General features: G+C 67.2%; 17 protein-coding genes. 10 read left to right on the top strand and 7 right to left on the bottom strand.

Translation table 11 applies throughout. The features are described 5' to 3' along the window. Window positions 1-9: 9 nt before the first annotated feature. The 4 genes from L593_RS00695 to L593_RS00680 are packed head-to-tail and all read left to right on the top strand — an operon-like array spanning window position 10 to window position 5,697. Window positions 10-372 (top strand): cation:proton antiporter subunit C, encoded by a 363-nt coding sequence (locus L593_RS00695; RefSeq protein WP_049894230.1) that lies wholly within the window; start codon window positions 10-12, stop codon window positions 370-372. Continuing rightward, window positions 365-1,990 carry a proton-conducting transporter membrane subunit gene (locus tag L593_RS00690; RefSeq protein ID WP_020444987.1) on the top strand — a complete coding sequence of 542 codons (1,626 nt, stop codon included), beginning with the start codon at window positions 365-367 and terminating at the stop codon, window positions 1,988-1,990. Before L593_RS00695 ends, L593_RS00690 begins: the two co-directional genes overlap by 8 nt. Beyond that, a complete protein-coding gene (locus L593_RS00685; RefSeq protein ID WP_020444986.1) occupies window positions 1,987-3,918 on the top strand; it encodes a proton-conducting transporter membrane subunit in 1,932 nt (643 codons plus the stop codon). Before L593_RS00690 ends, L593_RS00685 begins: the two co-directional genes overlap by 4 nt. Then, a complete protein-coding gene (locus L593_RS00680) occupies window positions 3,919-5,697 on the top strand; it encodes a Na(+)/H(+) antiporter subunit D (protein WP_020444985.1) in 1,779 nt (592 codons plus the stop codon). It abuts the gene before it with no gap. Between the two features lie 55 nt (window positions 5,698-5,752). On the opposite strand, the gene L593_RS00675 is transcribed toward L593_RS00680, so the two are convergent. After that, window positions 5,753-5,935 carry a hypothetical protein gene (locus tag L593_RS00675; protein WP_020444984.1) on the bottom strand — a complete coding sequence of 61 codons (183 nt, stop codon included), beginning with the start codon at window positions 5,933-5,935 and terminating at the stop codon, window positions 5,753-5,755. Window positions 5,936-6,275: 340 nt separating this feature from the next. Between L593_RS00675 and L593_RS00670 the strand changes: the two genes are divergently transcribed. The 4 genes from L593_RS00670 to L593_RS00655 all read left to right on the top strand — a co-directional run bounded on the left by L593_RS00670 (window position 6,276) and on the right by L593_RS00655 (window position 10,479). Then, window positions 6,276-7,364: a glucose 1-dehydrogenase gene (locus tag L593_RS00670; RefSeq protein WP_020444983.1), complete on the top strand. Its 1,089-nt coding sequence runs from the start codon at window positions 6,276-6,278 to the stop codon at window positions 7,362-7,364. A 154-nt stretch (window positions 7,365-7,518) separates the two neighbouring features. Then, window positions 7,519-8,529: a hypothetical protein gene (locus L593_RS00665; RefSeq protein ID WP_020444982.1), complete on the top strand. Its 1,011-nt coding sequence runs from the start codon at window positions 7,519-7,521 to the stop codon at window positions 8,527-8,529. Window positions 8,530-8,642: 113 nt separating this feature from the next. Next, window positions 8,643-9,752 (top strand): Gfo/Idh/MocA family protein, encoded by a 1,110-nt coding sequence (locus tag L593_RS00660; protein WP_020444981.1) that lies wholly within the window; start codon window positions 8,643-8,645, stop codon window positions 9,750-9,752. A 64-nt stretch (window positions 9,753-9,816) separates the two neighbouring features. Further along, on the top strand, window positions 9,817-10,479 hold the full coding sequence (locus L593_RS00655; protein ID WP_020444980.1) for a ThuA domain-containing protein: 663 nt from the start codon (window positions 9,817-9,819) through the stop codon (window positions 10,477-10,479). Window positions 10,480-10,563: 84 nt separating this feature from the next. Here the strand turns inward: L593_RS00655 and L593_RS00650 are convergent, their stop codons facing one another. Then, complete coding sequence (locus L593_RS00650) at window positions 10,564-11,193, bottom strand: heme-binding protein (RefSeq protein WP_020444979.1); 630 nt, start codon at window positions 11,191-11,193, stop codon at window positions 10,564-10,566. Window positions 11,194-11,295: 102 nt separating this feature from the next. Between L593_RS00650 and L593_RS00645 the strand changes: the two genes are divergently transcribed. Then, window positions 11,296-11,577: a hypothetical protein gene (locus tag L593_RS00645; protein ID WP_020444978.1), complete on the top strand. Its 282-nt coding sequence runs from the start codon at window positions 11,296-11,298 to the stop codon at window positions 11,575-11,577. A gap of 47 nt (window positions 11,578-11,624) precedes the next feature. Here L593_RS00645 and L593_RS00640 read toward each other — a convergent pair whose 3' ends face one another. Together L593_RS00640 and L593_RS00635 are read right to left on the bottom strand one after the other, a co-directional pair. After that, window positions 11,625-13,214: a lipopolysaccharide biosynthesis protein gene (locus tag L593_RS00640; RefSeq protein ID WP_020444977.1), complete on the bottom strand. Its 1,590-nt coding sequence runs from the start codon at window positions 13,212-13,214 to the stop codon at window positions 11,625-11,627. A 109-nt stretch (window positions 13,215-13,323) separates the two neighbouring features. Then, on the bottom strand, window positions 13,324-14,187 hold the full coding sequence (locus L593_RS00635) for a hypothetical protein (RefSeq protein WP_020444976.1): 864 nt from the start codon (window positions 14,185-14,187) through the stop codon (window positions 13,324-13,326). A 207-nt stretch (window positions 14,188-14,394) separates the two neighbouring features. On the opposite strand from L593_RS00635, the gene L593_RS00630 reads away from it, so the two are divergent. Next, window positions 14,395-15,432 (top strand): Gfo/Idh/MocA family protein, encoded by a 1,038-nt coding sequence (locus tag L593_RS00630; RefSeq protein WP_020444975.1) that lies wholly within the window; start codon window positions 14,395-14,397, stop codon window positions 15,430-15,432. A 37-nt stretch (window positions 15,433-15,469) separates the two neighbouring features. On the opposite strand, the gene L593_RS00625 is transcribed toward L593_RS00630, so the two are convergent. The 3 genes from L593_RS00625 to L593_RS00615 form a co-directional block, all read right to left on the bottom strand. After that, window positions 15,470-15,823 carry a hypothetical protein gene (locus tag L593_RS00625; RefSeq protein ID WP_049894229.1) on the bottom strand — a complete coding sequence of 118 codons (354 nt, stop codon included), beginning with the start codon at window positions 15,821-15,823 and terminating at the stop codon, window positions 15,470-15,472. A gap of 171 nt (window positions 15,824-15,994) precedes the next feature. Further along, window positions 15,995-17,209 carry a Gfo/Idh/MocA family protein gene (locus L593_RS00620; protein ID WP_020444973.1) on the bottom strand — a complete coding sequence of 405 codons (1,215 nt, stop codon included), beginning with the start codon at window positions 17,207-17,209 and terminating at the stop codon, window positions 15,995-15,997. A 102-nt stretch (window positions 17,210-17,311) separates the two neighbouring features. Next, the gene (locus L593_RS00615) at window positions 17,312-18,082 is read right to left on the bottom strand and encodes a carbohydrate deacetylase (RefSeq protein WP_020444972.1); all 771 of its coding nucleotides are present in this window, start codon (window positions 18,080-18,082) and stop codon (window positions 17,312-17,314) included. Window positions 18,083-18,130: the final 48 nt, after the last annotated feature.

Raw genomic sequence — 18,130 nt, 5'->3', positions numbered from 1 at the left:
GTCCCGCTCCTGCTCGAGGTCCTCGCCAACCGCTACGCGTACGTGCTGTTCGCGCTGCTGCTCGGCATCGGCCTGTACATGATGGTTTCCAGTCGCAACCTCGTCAAGAAGGTGATCGGATTGAACCTGTTCCAGACCGCGCTCTTCCTCTTCTTCATCGCCAGTGCTTACGTCGCTGGCGGGCAGGCGCCCATCGTCGAGAAGGGCAGCGAGGCGACGTACGTCAGCCCGTTGCCCCACGTCATCGTCCTGACTGCGATCGTCGTCGGGATCGCGCTGACCGCGGTCGCCCTCGCGCTCCTCGTCCGGATCTACACCGAGTACGGGACGCTCGAGGAAGACGTCCTCCAGGAGGTGCGCCACGATGAGTGACGTGACGCTCGCGCCCGTGCTATTGATCGCCCTGCCGATCGTCGCCGCGGCCCTCACCCTCGTCGTCGGCCTTCGCTGGCCGACCGCCGGGTGGTCGATGGCGCTGCTCGCGATGCTCGGTGAGGCCGGCCTCGCAGCGTGGCTCGCGAACGCCGTCTACGGCGAGCAGGGTCGAATCGTCCACGAACTCGGTGCCTACGGCCGACCAGGTCCCGAGAACTTCGCGGTGGGGATCGAACTCGTCGCCGACGCCCTGACCGGCGTGATGGTCGGGCTGATCGCGGTCGTCGCCCTCGCCGTCCTCGCGGTTACCCGCCGGGCTGGGCCCCGCGGCACCCCGTTCTACGCCGCGTACCTCCTGCTCATCGCCGGGCTGATGGGCGTCGTGCTGACCGGTGACGTGTTCAACCTCTTCGTGTTCCTCGAGATCACGGGGATCGCGACGTACACGCTCGTAGCGTCGGACAGGAGCGCTCCGGCAGCCGTCGCGTCGCTCAAGTACCTGATCGTCGGGACCACGGGCGCCTCCCTGTACCTGCTCGGCGTGGGCTACCTCCTGATGGCCACCGGGACGCTCAACATGGCCGACCTCTCGGCGACGCTGGCCGGTGAGCCGTCGTTCGTCGACGGGCCGCTGTACACCGACACGCTCGTCCTCGCGAGCTACGCGTTCATCGCGACCGGCCTGTTCGTCAAGTCGGCGATCTTTCCGCTCCACACCTGGCAGCCCGGCGCGTACGCGGAGGCGCCGGACGGCGTGACGGTGCTGATCTCCGCGCTCGCCTCGACGATCGGCGCGTACGCTTTCCTCCGCATTACGCTGACCGTGTTCACGCCAGCGTTCTTCGCGGCCACGCCAATCGTCGCGACGACGATCGTGACGCTCGCGTCGATCAGCGTCGTCGCCGGCAGCGCCCTCGCGGTGATGCAGTCCCGCGTCAAGCGCGTCTTCGCCTACTCCTCCGTCTCGCAGTTCGGCTTGATCGTCACTGCCGTCGGCATCGCGGTTCACCCAGACGCCGGTGCCAGCGCCTCCGAGGCCGCGCTCGTCGGTGCCGTGATCCACCTCGTCGGGCACGCGATCGTCAAGGGCGGCCTTTTCGCCGCGGCGATGGGGCTCGCTCGCGACGCCGGCGCCCGACGAGTCCGGGATCTCGCGGGTCTGGGGCGCGAGTCGCCCGTCCTCTCCGCAAGCCTTGCCGTCCTCGGTTTCACGCTCGTCGGCGTGCCGCCGGCGGTCGGCTTCCTCGGCAAATGGTACATTGCCGTAGGCGCGATCGACGCCGGCATATGGCCCGTCGCTGCCGTGATCCTGCTCTCCACGGTGTTCACGCTCGCCTACGTCGCGCGAATCGTCGAACAGCTGTACTTTACGCCCAGTCCCTCGGCTGGCGACGTCGGCGTCGACGTCGACGCTGACGCTCCCAGCGACGAGTCCGGCGGTCGGGCCGTCGCTGCCGACGGCGGGGCGGTGGAGGATGGGACCCTCGACGGCGTTCCGTTCGGTATCGTCGCCGTCGCAGTTGCTGCGGCGATCATGGCGGTCCTGCTCGGCTTCGCAGGTCCGGAGCTGTCGGACGCGATCGATCCGTTCGTCACGGAGGTGCTCGGCCAGTGAGCACCACTGCCTCGCTCCGGCCGCTCCTCGCCGTCGCCATTCCCACCATCGCGATCGTCTTGATCGTCGCGACCGGAAGTAGTCGGCGGAACCTTCGGGACGCGTGGTCCATCGCCGCAGCGATCGGCCTGTTCGCGACCGTCGCGAGCATGCTGCCAGCCGCGCTCGACGGCGACTCGTTCCGCTGGTCGGCCGGTGCGTACGCGCCCGGCATCGAGTTCGCGCTGCAGGCAGATCCCCTCGGGATGCTCTTCGCCACCCTCTCGAGCCTGTTGTGGGTCTTCACGGCATTCTACGCGATCGGCTACATGCGTGGCCTCGACGAATCCAACCAGACGCGATTCTTCGCGGCGTTCGCCGCGAGCCTCGCTGCCGCTGTGGGGATCGCGTTCGCGGCGAACCTCCTGACGATCTTCGTGTTCTACGAGTTGCTCTCCGTAGCGACGTACCCACTTGTCGCCCACGACGAGACCGACGAGGCCCGTGCGGCTGGCCGGAAGTACCTGCTATACACGTTCTTCGGCGGCGGCGTGCTGGTGCTCGGTGGCGCGGTGCTCGTCTACGCGCTGGCGGGCACGACGACGTTCGGCGCCACGGCGCAGGGGCTCGCGACTGCCGATCCGACGCTCGCGAAGGCCGCCTTCGCGATGCTCGCGGCCGGGTTTGGCGTCAAGGCCGCACTCATGCCGCTGCACTCCTGGCTCCCCGACGCCATGGTCGCGCCGACGCCGGTGTCCGGCCTCCTGCACGCGGTCGCAGTCGTCAAGGCCGGCGCCTTCGGGATCGCTCGGCTCGTGCTCGACGTCTTCGGCCCGGAGCTCGTGGGCGATCTCGGCGTTGGGCTTCCACTCGCTGCGGTCGCGGCATTTACCCTCCTCACGGCGAGCGTCATCGCCCTCCGGCAGGATCGCCTGAAGCGACGCCTCGCCTACTCGACGATCAGCCAGCTCTCCTACATCGTCCTCGGACTCGCACTCCTCGGACCGACCGCGATCACCGGTGGGCTGCTCCACATCCCCGCTCACGCGTTCATGAAGCTCACCCTGTTCTTCTGTGCGGGGATCATCCACGTCGAGACGCACACGGACTACATCTCCGAGATGGACGGGATCGGGAAGCGGATGCCGCTGACGATGACGGCCTTCGCGGTCGCGGCGGCCGGGATGGCCGGCATCCCGCTGGTCGCCGGCTTCGTCAGCAAGTGGTTCATCCTCGTCGGCGCGGTCGAGGTGAACGAGGCGGTCTTCGCCGTCGCGTTGCTCGTCTCGGGCGTCCTCAACATCGCGTACTTCTGGCCGATCGTCTACGGCGCGTTCTTCGAGGACTACGACACGGCCGACGAGAAACCGCTCGTCTCAGGCTCGCTCGGGGGCCACGTCGGACCTCGCACGATTCAGTTCCTCAAGCCCGCCGGTGCGCACCACGGTGAAGAGTCCGGCGGCGCGCTCGCGGGGTCGTCTGCCGACGACGACCGAGGCGAACCCGCGCCGCTCGAGGATGGCGAGTACGCGGTCGACCAGAATCCGAGCGATCATCTGCCGACCAGCGCCGAGGCTGCCCCGGACGGGGAATCGATCGATGCCCCCGTCGCATCCAGCGCTGGCGAGTCCGGCAACGATTCTCCGGACTCCGACACCGTCGATCAGGACGCAGACGCTGCCGACTACGAATCGGATCACGGCCACCAGGACGCCGACCATGGCCACCACGATGCCGATCACGGCCATAACGAGGCCGACCACGATCACCACGGGGGTCCCGGCCCCGACGGCTGGGAATGCCGCGATTGGACCGGTGCGGAGAGCACCTGGCTGATGCTCGGTCCGATCCTCGCGGTCGCAGCCGGGGCGCTCGTCCTCGGCGTCGTGCCGTACCAGGCGCAGTTCCTGGAACTCGTCGACGTGATCGTCGCGGGGGTGTTCGCGTAGATGGTACTCGATGTGATTCACCCAGCGGCGCTCGTCCTGCTCGCGGCAGTGCTCGCGTGGCGGCTTCCCCGGAATGTCGGGCACGCACTCGGTGTCGTCGCGACCGCGAGCGCTGCCGCTATCTCCTGGTTCGCGCCCGAGGGCACGCACTACGCCGTCGACCTGTTCGGGACCTTCCCGGCGGTGCTCTACAACGTCGACCAGTTCTCCGCGCTGATGGGACTGATCTTCGGATTCATCGGCGCGATGGCGGTGCTGTACTCCTGGTACAGCGGGGCGGATCGCGTTCAGACCGCGTTCGCACTCGGCTACGTCGGCACCAGTTTCGGAACCGTCTTCGCCGGCGACTGGCTGACGATGATCTTCTTCTGGGAGCTGATGGCCGTCACCTCGACGCTGCTCGTCTGGCACTACGGCGGCGCGGCGGTCCGGGCCGGGTTCCGCTACGCGCTCCTGCACGGGATCGGCGGCAGCCTGCTGCTCGCCGCGATCGTCTGGCAGTACGCCGAGGTCGGGAGCCTGCTGTTCTCGGCGAGCACCGGGATGGAGGGGACGACGGCCCAGGTCCTCGCGGCGGTCGGCATCGGCGTCAACGTCGGCTTCGTCGGCCTCCACGCGTGGCTTCCCGACACCTACCCGCGACCGCACGTCGCGGCGAGCGTGTTCCTCTGCGTCTTCACGACGAAGACCGGCGTCTACGGGATGTTCCGGGCGTTCCCGGAGGGCCACCTCTGGATCGCGTACATGGGCGGCGCGATGGCCGTCTTCGGGGCCTTCGCTGCGCTGCTCCAGTCGGACATGCGGCGGCTCCTCTCCTACCACATCCAGTCCCAGGTCGGGTACATGATCGCCGGCGTCGGCATCGGCACGAGTCTGGCGGTCGCCGGCGCGTTCGGCCACGTGTTCAACCACATCCTCTACAAGAGCCTGCTGTTCATGGCCGTCGGCGTCGTCATCTACCGAACCGGCGAGGAGTCACTCGACGAGATCGGCGGCCTCGGCCGCACGATGCCCTTTACTGCGATCACCTTCACGGTTGCAGCCCTCTCGATCGCCGGCTTCCCCGGGTTCAACGGGTTCGTCTCGAAGGGGATCGTCATCGCGGAGGCCCACCACTACGAGAAGTACGAGGCGCTGTGGTACCTGCTCCTCCTCGGCGGCGTCGGGACCTTCCTCTCGTTCATCAAACTGGGCTACTTCGCCTTCGTCGAGGGAAGCTACGACGGTGAGGTAAAGGACGCGAACGTCGGTCAGAGCGTCGGGATGGGCCTCGTCGCGGCGCTGTGCGTCCTGCTCGGCATCTATCCCGCCGCCCTGTTCGAGATCCTGCCGAACTCGCACGTCCTGGGCTGGCAGACCTTCGAGTCCGGCCACTACGAGTTCGAGGTGTTCACCGCGAGCCACCTGATCGAGGGCGTGGCGCTTGCTGCTGCCGGACTGGTCGGCTTCGCGATTCTCCGGGCGCCGCTGCACCGGATCGGCACGGTGCCAGACGTCGACTGGCTCTACAACCGCGCCGGCTTCGTAGGCACGCGGTGGTTCGTGATTCTCGTCACGGAGCTCTACGCCGTGGTGGATCGCGGTGCAGTGTGGCTCGCTGACACCTCGATGACCGTCGCGAGCGATCCGGAGGCGTACGTGCGCCGCGTGCCTGGTTCCGAACGGGCGCTCGGCGAACCGGGGGAACGGTACAGGCCGCTTCGCTCCGGCATCGGGCGGAGCATCCTGCTCGTGACGCTCGTTGCGACGGTGGTGCTCGTCGCGGTGCTGAGCGGGTAGGAGCGGCCGCAGACTATCACCCGCTCCGGTGCCCGACCGGTCTGATTGGTCCGGTTTACTCTGGCAACTTGATCGCACCGACCCCGACGTACCCGACGGCGAACCCGGCCACGATCAGCGCGCCAGCCAGGATCTGATACGGTGCCGTCGACGGGAGGAGTCCGGTCGCGAGGGTGCCGGTAACGATCAGTGCCAGCGCGAGACCCAGTAACACGTACTGGCGACGGCGGTCGTTCATCGTGCTGATCGTTCGTGCCCGGTGAGGAAACGGTTTCGTTGGGTGAATCGGTTACAACCGTGGCGTTCGATCTGCCGTCGAGTTCGGTCCCTGCAGTCGCATTCGACCCCGATCGTCCCTCGTGAAACACTCGGCGCTGGGATCGACCCCATCGACCGCCCGAAGACGAACTCCGCGAGGTCGACGGTAGCTGACAGAAACCCCAGTACTGCGGTCGAACCGGTTGCGCTTCCCGACAAAGGGTACTTTATTACGTGCCAGGGGAAATACCGGGACGAATGAACCAGTACAGCAATGCGTACGATCGTGCAGCGTCGCACGTAGAGGCGGTGAACTGACGATGCGCGCGATCGCGGTCGGACGCGGCGAGACGGATCCGACGGTCGTCGAAATCGACGAGCCCGAACCTGCCGAGGGAGAGGCGCTGATCCGGACCCTCCGGGTCGGCATCGACGGCACCGATCACGAGGTCATCGGGAGCAACCACGGCGGCTACCCCGAGGGCGAGGACTTCCAGGTGCTCGGCCACGAGGCGATCGGCGTCGTCGAGGACCCGAACGGCACCGACCTCGAGGCGGGCCAGCTCGTCGTTCCGACGGTCCGACGACCGCCGGGCGGTGACGCCTTCGGTTCGGGTGCTGAGCCGAACGAGTACTTCGAGCGAAACGAGCCCGACATGGCGCCCGCTGGCGAGTACGTCGAGCGCGGCATCGCGGGTGCCCACGGCTATATGGCGGAGTACTTCACGAGCGAGCCACGCTACCTCGTTCCGGTTCCCGACGAGTTTGCTGAGATCGGATTCCTCGTGGAGCCGATCAGCAACTCCGAGAAGGCCTTCGACCTCGCGGAGGCGTCCCGCTCGACGTTCGAGTGGGACCCCGAGTCGGCGATCGTCCTCGGGAACGGCCCGCTCGGCCTGCTCACGCTCGCGATGCTCGACGATCGTGGCTTCGACCGCCACTACTGTCTCGGTCGCCGGGATCGCCCCGATCCAACGATCGATATCATCGAGGAACTCGGCGCGACCTACGTCGACTCTCGCGAAACGCCCGTCGACGAACTCCCCGGGGCCGAGGAGCCGATGGACTTCGTCTACGAGGCGACGGGGTACGCCCCACATGCGTTCCAGACGATCGACGCCCTCGCGCCCAACGGCGTCGGCGTCCTGCTCGGGATCCCCGGCGAGTGGGAGTTCGAGATCGACGGCGGCGCGCTGCATCGCGACTTCGTGCTGGAGAACAAGGCGCTGCTCGGGAGCGTGAACTCCCACGTACCCCACTTCGAGGCGGCCGTCGAGACGCTCGCAGGCATGCCCGAGTGGTTCACGGACGCGATCGTGACCCACGTCTTCGATCCCGAGGACGTCGACGAGGCGTTCGAGACCGGCGACGATCGCATCAAGGTCGTCGTGGAGTTCGACGACCTGTAGGGGGTCGCGCGAATCGTCAGTCAGATCGAGGGTTCCGATCCCCGGCGCGCGATTGCGGTTCCGATCCCCGGCACGATCGCCGGGGTCCGAACCCTTTTGCATCGCCTGTTACTCGGGATACGTACCCGAGTCAATCATCGGACGATCCACAACAATGCCAACTGAATACGGAGCAAGTTACTTCGGCGTCAGGAATCGTACCCACGCGGAAACCGATCTCGACCGCTTCCAGGAGGAGGGACTCAACGCCGTCCTCCACACCTTCAGCGAGCGCGATCACCGCTACTACGAGGGGACGATGCAGGACATCGTCGCCGCGAGCAAGGACCGCGGCTTCGAGGTCTACGTCAACCCATGGAGCGTCGGCCGCGTCTTCGGCGGCGAGGCGCTCTCGCAGTTCATCGGCGAGCACCCCGAGTGCCAGCAGGTGACCTCGGAGGGGAACAACGTGGCCACCGCCTGTTTCAACGCTCCCGAGTTCCGGGAGTACATGCGCGAGTGGACGGAGGCCGCTGCAGGCCTCGGCGCGGACGTCCTCTTCTGGGACGAGCCACACTGGTTCATCCCCGAGTGGTTCGAGGAGGAGTTCGAAGACGACGAGTGGGGCTGTCGCTGCGAGCACTGCCAGGCGCGGTACGAGGACGAGTACGGCGAGCCGATGCCCGAGGAGCAGACCGAGCAGGTCCGCGAGTTCAAGGCCGACCAGCTCACTGCCTTCCTCGACGAGATGATGCAGCTCACCCGCGAGAACGGCTGTGAGAACGCCGTCTGTCTCCTCCCGAGCGAAGACGAGGAGCACGGCCTCAGCGACTGGGACCAGCTGGCCGCAAACGAGTACCTCGACGTGCTCGTCACGGACCCCTACTGGGCCATCTTCCCCGAGGCGGAGGGCCCCGAGGAGTTCGTCGGCTACTTCTCCGAGAAGGTCGCCGACATGGCCGAGAAGTACGACCTCCGCAGCCAGATCTGGATCCAGGGCTTCCGCCTCCCCGCCGGATCCACGGAGGAGGTCAAGACAGCGACCCGAACGGCCATCGAGGCCGGCGTCGACAGCGTCATGATGTGGGGCTACGACGGCTGCAAGTCCATCTCCGACATCGCCTGTGAGGAGCCCGACGACGTGTGGAACGGCTTCCTCGAAGAAGTGCAGGCAGCGCAGGACTAAGCGGCAGCACAGGAGCGGACGAAGCCCAGCGGCATCTGGGCACGTTTTCGCGATAGCGGCAGTTTCCGCGAGCGACGCGAACGCTTACCGGCGGTGCAGCGTTGCCTCGCAGTATGGACCCTGTCAGCGTCGGCCTGCTCGGCTGTGGCACGATCAGCGACGCCTACCTCTCGTCGGACGATCGCTTCGATTCCTTCGAGTTCGTGGCCTGTGCGGACGTCGACCCGAACGTGGCCGCCGAGACCGCCGCGGAGTACGACCTCGAAGCCCGCACGCCTGCGGAACTCCGCGAGGACCCCGCCATCGAGGCGGTCGTCAATCTCACGCCGCCCGCGGCGCACGCCGAGACGGTCGAACGGCTCCTCGAGGCTGGCAACCACGTCTACGTCGAGAAACCGATCGCGGCGACGGTCGATGACGCCGACCGGATCGTCGACGCCGCCGAGTCGTCCGATCTCCTGGTCGGCTCCGCGCCCGACACGTTCCTCGGTGCTGGCCTGCAGACCTGCCGCTCGGTGATCGATTCCGGCCGGATCGGCGAGCCGATCGGTGCCACGGCGATCTGGACCTCCGGCGGCCACGAGTCCTGGCACCCGAACCCGGACTTCTACTACCACGAGGGCGGTGGCCCGCTGTTCGACATGGGGCCGTACTACGTCACAGCGCTCGTCTCGCTGCTCGGCCCGGTGGAGCGCGTGACGGGCTCGGTGAGCCGTGCGTTCGACGAGCGGACGATCACGAGCGAGCCGCGCGCCAGCGAGACGATCGACGTCGAGGTACCGACCCACGAGAGCGGCGTCCTCGAGTTCGCGGACGGCACAATTGCGAATCTCACGACGAGTTTCGACGTTCCCGGTGGATCGACGCTTCCCTCCCCCGCCTTCGAGATTTACGGGACGGACGGCACGCTCGCACTGCCCGATCCCAACCACTTCGAAGGGCCCGTCAGGGTGAGCGACCACGACACCGACGGGTTCGAGGAGGTCGAACTGACCCACGAGTACACCGACGGTCGTGGCGCGGGCGTCGCCGACCTCGCGATGGCGATCCGCGGCGACTGGGAGCACCGGACGGGTGCAGGGCTCGCGAACCACGTCCTCTCGGTGCTCTCCGGCGTCCGGGCGGCCTCCGAGCGCGCCGAACACGTCGCTATCAGCGACGCCGACGTCGGTCGGCCCGAACCGCTTCCGGCGTCGTTCCCGGACGGGAATCGGATCGAGTGATTGCGGTGCGTATCGCTTGCTGCCGTCCGAGCACCTTTCAGGACCGCGCGTGTTCGTTCGACCCATGACTCACTCCGTGCTCTTGATCGGCGGGAACCGCTTCCCCTTCCACCGGTTGGCGGATCGCAAAACCGCGATCACAGCGGCGTTCGACGACCGCATCGACGTGACGACGACGACCGACAAGGACGACCTCACCGACCTCGCCGGCTACGACGCCGTCGTCGACTACCTGACCGATAGCACGCTATCGGACGAACAGCGTGATGGCCTCCTCTCCTTCGTCGAGGACGGCGGCGGGTACGTCGGAATCCACTGCGCGGCGGACCTCACGAGCACCGTCGCGGACGATCCGGACGAACTCATCGACTCGCGCGAGGAACCGTTCCCCGACCTCCGGGAGATGCTCGGCGGTCACTTCGTAACCCATCCCGAGCAGTCCGTCGTGGACGTGCGCATCGTCGATCATCACTCGCCGATCACCGCCACGCTCGAGGACGTCTCCGTGTGGGACGAGCCGTACGTCCTCGACGTGGACGACGACGTCCGCGTACTCGCCCGGATGGACCACCCGGAGCACGCCGATATGCCGGTCGCGTGGACGAAGCCCTACGGCGACGGGCGTGTCTTCTACTGCTCCCTCGGCCACGGCACCGCCTCGCTGACCCACGACGGCGTGCAGGCGCTCCTCCGGAACGGCACACGCTGGGCCGTCGGCGACGAGTGACCGGCCGCCACCGTATCGACGACTGATCGTCGCGACCGCTCCCAACGCGACACCGGTCTAGGGGCCCTCCAGAACCACACGCTCTCAGGCCCCTTCCACGACGACCGCGACCTCGTTGTGTCGCATGAACGGCGGCGTCCACGGATCGTCGTACCGCAGGAGGTAGGGTTCGCCGAAGGGCCGGATCCCGTCACGTTCGAGCGCGTCGAGGAGTCGACGCTCGCGCCGCTCGATCCGCCACTTGGGGGCGTACCACGAGAAGGAGTCCACGGCGACCGTCTTCGCTGGCTCCGTCACCAGTGCCACGGTCGGATCAGTCGGTTCCGGTGCTGTCTCGTGGTCGTACTCCGTCGGCAGGTAGAACGCCATTCTGACCTCCTCGGACGCCGCGTCGGACTCGGAGCGGACGGGCGTGGTCATCGACATCGATTCCCCGGACTGTGTCTCGACCGGTGCCGTCATCGGGATCTCGACGTCGCCGCGGTTCGCTCCGGCGATGTACCGGAACAGCCGACGGAAGGCCGTGATCTCGTTTGGCGCCGTCGTCTCCGCGAGCACGACCTGCGGGTAGCGCCGGATCTCGACGCTGTCGATCGTTCGCACTCGATCGTAGGGGACGGTCTCCACGTTGTTGCCCGAATGCCGCCCCCAGCCGATCCAGCCGGCGAGGAAGACGGCGCCCCCGACGAGAGCGGCCTTCGTTGACGAGCGCATGGGCGTCCTTCGACAGCCAGCACGATCAAGGGTCCGTCGCACGGAAGCAGGTGGCTGCTAACCGACCGAAACTGACAGGGTCCTCGCAGTCACTGCCCCGGTATGGCACCGACCGTCGGCGACCTCCGAAACGAGATCCGCCTCGCCGTGGACCGATTCGAACGGCCCGATTCCGCGGGCTTCACCAAGGAATCACTCGCCGCGATCTGCGAGGCCGTCGACTACGAGATCGATCACGACGACTACCCGCCGACCTCGCAGATGCGCGCTGGCATCCTCTCCTCGATCGGCGAACTGGAGTCGGACGATCCCGAAGCGGTCGGAAGCAGCTTCCGGAAGGCGGAACTCGAGGCGATCGCGGATGCGCTCGACGCGGACTCGTAACTCGGCGACTGCAGGTCGATTTCCGGGGCGCAGCAGGAATCTGCGAATCAGAAGGGCGATCTCCCGGTCAGCCCCGCTCGATACCGGCGGGTCAGTTCACGGACGACGAGTCGATCTCTGTCGTCGACGCCCAGCAGACGGAGCGTGCCGAGGTAGCTCGCGAGGCCGACGAGCACGGCGACTCCGATCAACAGCGGCCCCTCGCTCGCGCGCCGGAGTCCCCACATGACGCCGATCATCACCCCGCCGGCGGTCAGCGGCGTGAGATAGGACGCGTCCCAGGGCCAGAGCCCCTCGAATCGTTTGAGGAGCAGGACCTGCAGGAAGTTCTGGACGGCGATCGCGATCGACGTCCCCAGGGCGGCTCCTTCGAGACCGAACGTCACGACGAAGGCGTACGTCAGGACGACGTTGAGAACGGCGAGGAGCCAGTCCAGCGCCATCCGTGCGTACTGGTGGTCGGTCATCATCAGCAGCCAGCCAGTCGCACCGACGGCGCTCCCGACGAACACGCCGGCGAGGTAGATGCCGAGCGGCAGGTACCCGCGGGTGTACGTCGAGCCGAAGATCCGCAGCAACTCTCGGCCGAAGACGAGCTGGACGGCGAGGATCGGCAGAACCGTCGTCACGATCAGTCGCGTCGCCGACCCGTACACCGCGTTGAGCGTCTCGAAGTCGTCCTTCGCGTAGAGGTCGGAGGCGACGGGTGGCAGGAGTTGATTGAAGGCCAACAGTGGGATCCAGGCCACGGCGACTAGCACGAGAATCACGTTGTAGATCCCGGCGGCGACCGCCGTGAGGAGTGCACCGACGAGGAACACGTCCACCCGGTTTTGGAAGATCTTCCCGAGGCTACTGAGCGCGACGGGCGAGGCGTAGCGGTAGTACGCGGCGGCACTCTCGCGACCGATTCGGAGCGTCGGCTTGATCCCCGTCACACGTATCGATATCGGGATGCCGATGGCGACGAGTACTGTCATGGCGGCGACCATCGCGCCCGCGATCCCCACGACGGAGTAGCCGAGTGCGAGTGCGGCGAGCGCACCGAGGAGGCGTGCTGCCGGGCGGAGAAGCTTGTTGAACAGGACTTCGCCGCGTGCGGATCCGACGGCACGGAAGATCGCCGAGACGATCATCACCAGCCCGATCAGGCCGGTCAGTACCGCGAACAGGCGCATCGCCGGGGGAAACGCCGGATCGTTCACCGTCGCGGCGTCGATCGACGGTGCTAGGAACCAGACGCTTCCGGCGATGAGCGTCCCGACCCCGAGCGTCGTGAGGTAGGCGAGGGCGACCGTCCGCGAGCGTTGCTCTGGATCATCCTCCGCGGCGGGTACGTACCGCTGGATCGCCGGGACGCTCCCGAACGTCACCAGTCGAACGAGCGTCTCGGCGATCCGCCATGCGAAGGCGTAGACGCCGTAGGCGACCGGCCCGAGGCCGCGAGCGAGAACGAACTCTGTCGCGGAGACCAGCGCACGCTGGGCGGAGACGCCGCCGGAGGTGACGACCGCGCCGTGGGCGATCGTGACGAGCGCCTCGCGCTCGGCCTCGGGAACGGCAGCGTCTCGACCGGCGTCGTCGCTCGCGGCGTCGGGCTCGCTGGTCGATTCGGCAGTCGCTTCGCCGCTGCTCATGGTCGCAAGATAGCAGGCGCTTTCAGGCCCGTCGGATAAAGGGCTCCGAACCCGGAAAGGAGCGGGCAGTCGATACTGCTGCCGTCTATCTGCACCGCTTTCGGAGGCGCTATCCGGTGGTCTCGGACGCCGGTCCGGTGTCCGGGCTGCCGTCGCCGCCGAACAGCGGGAGGTGGACCCAGACGACGAACGCGGTGAAGGCCACGGCGGCGCTCGTGAGGAACGCGACGCTGCCGAGCGACCCGTACGGATCGTCGTTCAGGTACATGACGATCGACATCGCCGAAACCGAGATCGGCACCAGTGCGAACCACCCGGCGAGCGGGTAGAGCGCCTTCCGCCCCCACGCTCGGCCGCGGTACGCACCGACGCTGGCGCCGATCGTCGCTGGAACGACGACCCCGACGTCGAGCAGGAAGATCGTCCAGAACATCGTCGGATCCTGCGCGAACTCCTCGGAGATTGGCTCCCCGCTGGCCATTCCCACGAAGGAGGGCACGTACCGGGCGAACGTGAAGAAGGCGAAGAAGCCGACCCCACCGGCGTAGATGCGCCAGCGTCGCTCCCCGACCGTTGGCAGGTCCGATACGTCGATACGAACCCACGCCAGGACGACGAGCACCCAGCCGAGCACGAATATTCCGAGGTGTAACGGCATCACTGCGGGGTACTCGAGGTAGGTCGGCCCGAGGACGTACTGGCTGAACATGTAAGCGCTGTACGCTGCCGGCGGAATGGCGAGGATCGGGCCCGCGTGGTGCTTCCGCCGGACCGCTTCGGCAGCGAGCAGACTCCACGGGGCGACGACCGCGAGCGAGACGGCGTCGAGACCGATCGTCTGGTTCACCATCGACTGCGAGAACGGGTACTCGACGACGGCTGCGGCGAGCGGGCCGAGCAGGGAGTTGATCGCGAGTGCCACGCCGAGCACGACGAGACCGATCCAGAGCGGCCGATCCGTCTCCCTGCTCACGATCTTGCCCTCCCTCCTCCCGGTCTGTCGCTCGCTGGTGTCGTCGCCCGGGCGTGGGTCACAACTGGCATGTACCTCTATAGAGGCTTGCCACGGGCATTATCGTTGTCACGGGCGACGACCTCACGACCGCCAACCCCCGGAGCTTCCCGGGGTCGCCTTTCCGCCAGCCAAACCTTTCTCACCCACTACGCTGACGCTCCGCACGTGACCTACCGCTTCGTCGGTGCGAACTTCGACCAGATGCACATGAACACGAACCTCGACTGGGTCGCCGACCACCCCGACGCGGAGATCGTCGGCGTCTGCGACGAGGACCCCTCGACCTCCACCGGCTCTCTCGACGACGCCGTCGAGGCCCACGATATTCCCGAAGACGCGGTCTACGAAGACCTCGATCGGTGTATCGAGGAGACCGATCCCGACGTCGTGCTGGGCTGTCCGATGAACTCGGAGCACGCGAACTTCGTCGAGCGGGTCGCACCGCACGACGTCCACGTCGCACTGGAGAAGCCCCTCGCGGACACCCTCGAGAACGCCGACCGGATGATCGACGCGATGGACGAGACGGGGAACCTGTTCGTGTTGAACTGGCCGGTCTCGTGGGACCCGGTCAAGCACGAGGTCCGCCGCCTCGTCCAGGACGGCACCCTCGGCGACGTCGTCGAGGTCCAGTACTACGGCGGGAACTCCGGCGCGCCGCCGGACGATAGCTGGTTCTACGACCGCGATGCAGGCGGCGGGTCGATGCTGGACTACCTCGGCTACGGCGCGACCTTCTCGACGTGGTTCCGCGACGGCCACCTCCCCGAGTCGATCAGTGCCGAGGAGTACGTTCCCGAGGACTTCGACGTCGACGTCCAGTCCTCGACGATCGCACGCTTCGAGGACGGTCTCTCGGCGTTCCAGACGTCCTGGCGGATGCCGACGAACCCCTGGGAGATCGAGCCCCAGCCGATGAAGGGCTACGTGGTCGTCGGCACCGAGGGATCCATCTCCACGGTCGAGCGTGGCGTCGAGATTCGCGTCCAGACCGACGACGAACCGGAAGGGTACGAGGTCGAGCCCTCTCCGCTTCCCGATCGGTTCCGGAACTTGATTTACTATATCGTCAATCGGCTGGAAACCGGCGAGGATCCCGAGGGACCGTGCGATCCGGAGTTCTGCCGGGAAGCCCACCGGATCGTCGAGACGGCGAAGCGGAGTGCCCAGGCGGGCGAGCGCGTGGCTCTCGTCGACGAGTGAGTGGATCCAGGGAAGCGGGCGCGCAGGAACTGCCGAATCAGGCCCCGGGAACGCCGACGGCCCCGTAGCTCGCGATACCGAGGAGGGCGACCGCGTAGAGCACCAGGACGACAGCGATCCAGGCGATCAACGCGATCAGTATCGCGTCGCCCCACCCGCCGGGGTACCGCGCCTTGATCACCCAGATGTACGCGAGCAACACCAGGAGCGGTCCGAGAAGCGGGATCCAGCCCAGCAGGAAGCCGACCACACCCCAGATGATCGCACCGAGCAGCGCCGTCACGATGGCGTACGTGTAGCTAGAGTAATCCGTGACGGCACCCGCGCCGACGTAGATGCCGAACGCACCGATGAGCAGACTCACGACGAACACGACGATCGAGTCTTCCAGGGCCATGTCCTACGGATCAGTCGAGCGATACAAAGGTAGTTCCCGGTTGCACCGAACAAGGGACCCACTGAACGTGGGGTGACCCGGGAGCACTTCGTGCGATCCAGAACCTGTGCTACCGCGGAGTAATAGCGGGATATTCACCGCTGGGAACCGAGAAGTCGAACCTCGTTACCGCGCCGGCGGCGGCGTGTACGTCGACAGATCGGCCTCCCGCACATCCACTTCTTCGCCGTGCTCCGCTGCCTTGTACGCCGCCATGCAGATCCGGAGGACGCGCAGGCCGTCCTCGACATCCAGCGTTCCGTTCTCGCCCTCGCGGAACGCGTCGACGGCGTCCCGATTCTCCGCGACGTAGCCGCCGTCGAATACCGCTCCCGCACCGATCGGCATCCGACCGCTCGTGGCTGCCTGCTTCTCCGCCCAGCCCTCGCCCTCGCCGAGGTCGTCGGAGAAGAAGACGCTGGAGGACTCGTCGTCGGTCAGCACCTGGCCGGAGTACTCCGGACCGAGGAGTTCGATCGATCGGCGGACGCCAGAGCCGACGTAGCACCAGGAGCCGGTGGCTTCGGAGACGAGCGGTTCGCCGTCCTCGCCCTCGTAGCGCACCGTGGCGCGGGCGTAGTCGTCGGACGGGTTCTCCGCCCAGTCGACGCCGTGCTCCTCGCGGAGTGCCTCTGCGTAGTCCTCGCGGCCCCACTTCAGGGTCTCCGTGTCCGCGGAGACCGAGACGGGTTCGAGGCCGCCGTCCTCGGTCTCCGGATCGGCGAGCAGGACGTGGTTGCCCGCCAGTGCGTGACAGAGCATGTCCGTGAGCGCGCCGCCGCCCTGGAGTTCGCCGTCCCAGAACCACGCGGAGTGTGGGCCGCCGTGCTCGGCTTGCGATCGGGCGATGTAGGGGCGACCGGCCTCGCCGCCGCGCTCCCAGAGCAGGTCGCGGAGCTTCGCGATGTCGGGTTCGAAGGGCCAGTTCTCGAGGTAGGCGTTCGGGATACCGGCCGAGCGGATCCGATCCGCGATGTGGTTGGCTTCCTCCATGTTCCGCGCGACCGGCTTCTCCATCGCGATGCCCTGCAGGTCGGCGCCGTCCTCCACGGCGTCGACGGCCGCGTCGATCACGTCGACGCGGGTGAAGTTCGGGCTCGTGACCCAGAGGCCGTCCACGTCGGGATCCTCGACGAGCGCGGCGACGCGATCCTCGCCGTAGACCGACGGATCGCCCCAGCCCTCCTCGCGACAGGTTTCGGCAACGTCCTCGGCGTGTTCCTTCGTGCGATTCTGGATCCCGCCGACGTGGACGTCCGGGAGGTACTCGACGCTCGGGAGGTGCATCTCGCGGGTGATGAAGCCGCAACTGACGACGCCGATGCCGAATGATGCTGTCATAGCTGTTGATTGGCACACGTTCGCGCATAGTTCCTCGGATCGCGGTATGCTGTGGCGGCCGGGAACTGCGACGAGTGGTCGGTCGCGAACGTGGTCGTTCGATCAGCGTTCGTCGTACCTGATCGGTTCGACGCCGTGCTCCTCGACGTACTCGAGGACGCGGTCGTCGGTGAACATCCGGCGCTGCGCGTCGCGTTCCGTTGCGATCCGCCCGGGTTCGCCGTCGGGAAGCCAGAACTCCGCCATCTCATCGTCGTCGTAGGCCGGGTGCCCCACGACGAGGTAGGTCCCCGGATCCACGCCGTCGAGGTGATCGAGCAGCCACTCCGGTCCGGAGCCGATGCCCTCCGAGCCTGGCAGCGGCGACACGCCCCACCAGTTGATCAGGTCCTCGCGCTCACAGAGGTCGTCGAACGCGTCTGCGAACCACTCCGATGCAGGCTCGATGAGCATGTGGGTGTCCGCGTAGTCGGGGTCGAAGCCGACGTCGCGGATCCGGTCGACCTGGGCGGAGACCTCGGCGAGGACCTCCTCGCGATCGGGGTCGGTCTCGAAGAGTGCCTCTGGGGAGCGATAGAATCGCCCGCCGTCGGTGACGAGCGACGGCACTTCCTCTGCGCCGAGCACTGGACCCCAGGTCGGATCGACCCACTCCGACGAGAGCGTGACGTGGACGCCGACGCAGAGTCCTTCGACGCCAGCGAGGCGATCCGCAGCGTGCTCGAGTGCCGGTGTGGGGGCCATGACGCTGACGTTCTGCAGGATTCCCTCCTCGTAGCTCTCACGGATCGCGTCGTTCGCGCTCTCGGCCGTCCCCCCGTCGTCGGCTCTCGTCAAGAGTCGGACGTGCTCGGCGCCGTCGTCGGTGCTCATGCTCGCGTCCTTCGAGGCTGCAGTCCTAAGGCTGGCGGCCACGGCGGC

Source organism: Salinarchaeum sp. Harcht-Bsk1, from assembly GCF_000403645.1.
Classification (GTDB): Archaea; Halobacteriota; Halobacteria; order Halobacteriales; family Salinarchaeaceae; genus Salinarchaeum.
Note: the sequence above shows the minus strand (reverse complement) of the source record. Positions and strands in the feature narration are given on the sequence as shown.

Coding starts and splice junctions, on each gene's coding strand:
- L593_RS00645 (WP_020444978.1), top strand. CDS start 11,296: ATGGCACCGACCGTCGGCGACCTCCGAAACGAGATCCGCCTCGCCGTG.
- L593_RS00660 (WP_020444981.1), top strand. CDS start 8,643: ATGGACCCTGTCAGCGTCGGCCTGCTCGGCTGTGGCACGATCAGCGAC.
- L593_RS00640 (WP_020444977.1), bottom strand. CDS start 13,214: ATGAGCAGCGGCGAAGCGACTGCCGAATCGACCAGCGAGCCCGACGCC.
- L593_RS00690 (WP_020444987.1), top strand. CDS start 365: ATGAGTGACGTGACGCTCGCGCCCGTGCTATTGATCGCCCTGCCGATC.
- L593_RS00675 (WP_020444984.1), bottom strand. CDS start 5,935: ATGAACGACCGCCGTCGCCAGTACGTGTTACTGGGTCTCGCGCTGGCA.
- L593_RS00665 (WP_020444982.1), top strand. CDS start 7,519: ATGCCAACTGAATACGGAGCAAGTTACTTCGGCGTCAGGAATCGTACC.
- L593_RS00620 (WP_020444973.1), bottom strand. CDS start 17,209: ATGACAGCATCATTCGGCATCGGCGTCGTCAGTTGCGGCTTCATCACC.
- L593_RS00670 (WP_020444983.1), top strand. CDS start 6,276: ATGCGCGCGATCGCGGTCGGACGCGGCGAGACGGATCCGACGGTCGTC.
- L593_RS00650 (WP_020444979.1), bottom strand. CDS start 11,193: ATGCGCTCGTCAACGAAGGCCGCTCTCGTCGGGGGCGCCGTCTTCCTC.
- L593_RS00615 (WP_020444972.1), bottom strand. CDS start 18,082: ATGAGCACCGACGACGGCGCCGAGCACGTCCGACTCTTGACGAGAGCC.
- L593_RS00680 (WP_020444985.1), top strand. CDS start 3,919: ATGGTACTCGATGTGATTCACCCAGCGGCGCTCGTCCTGCTCGCGGCA.
- L593_RS00655 (WP_020444980.1), top strand. CDS start 9,817: ATGACTCACTCCGTGCTCTTGATCGGCGGGAACCGCTTCCCCTTCCAC.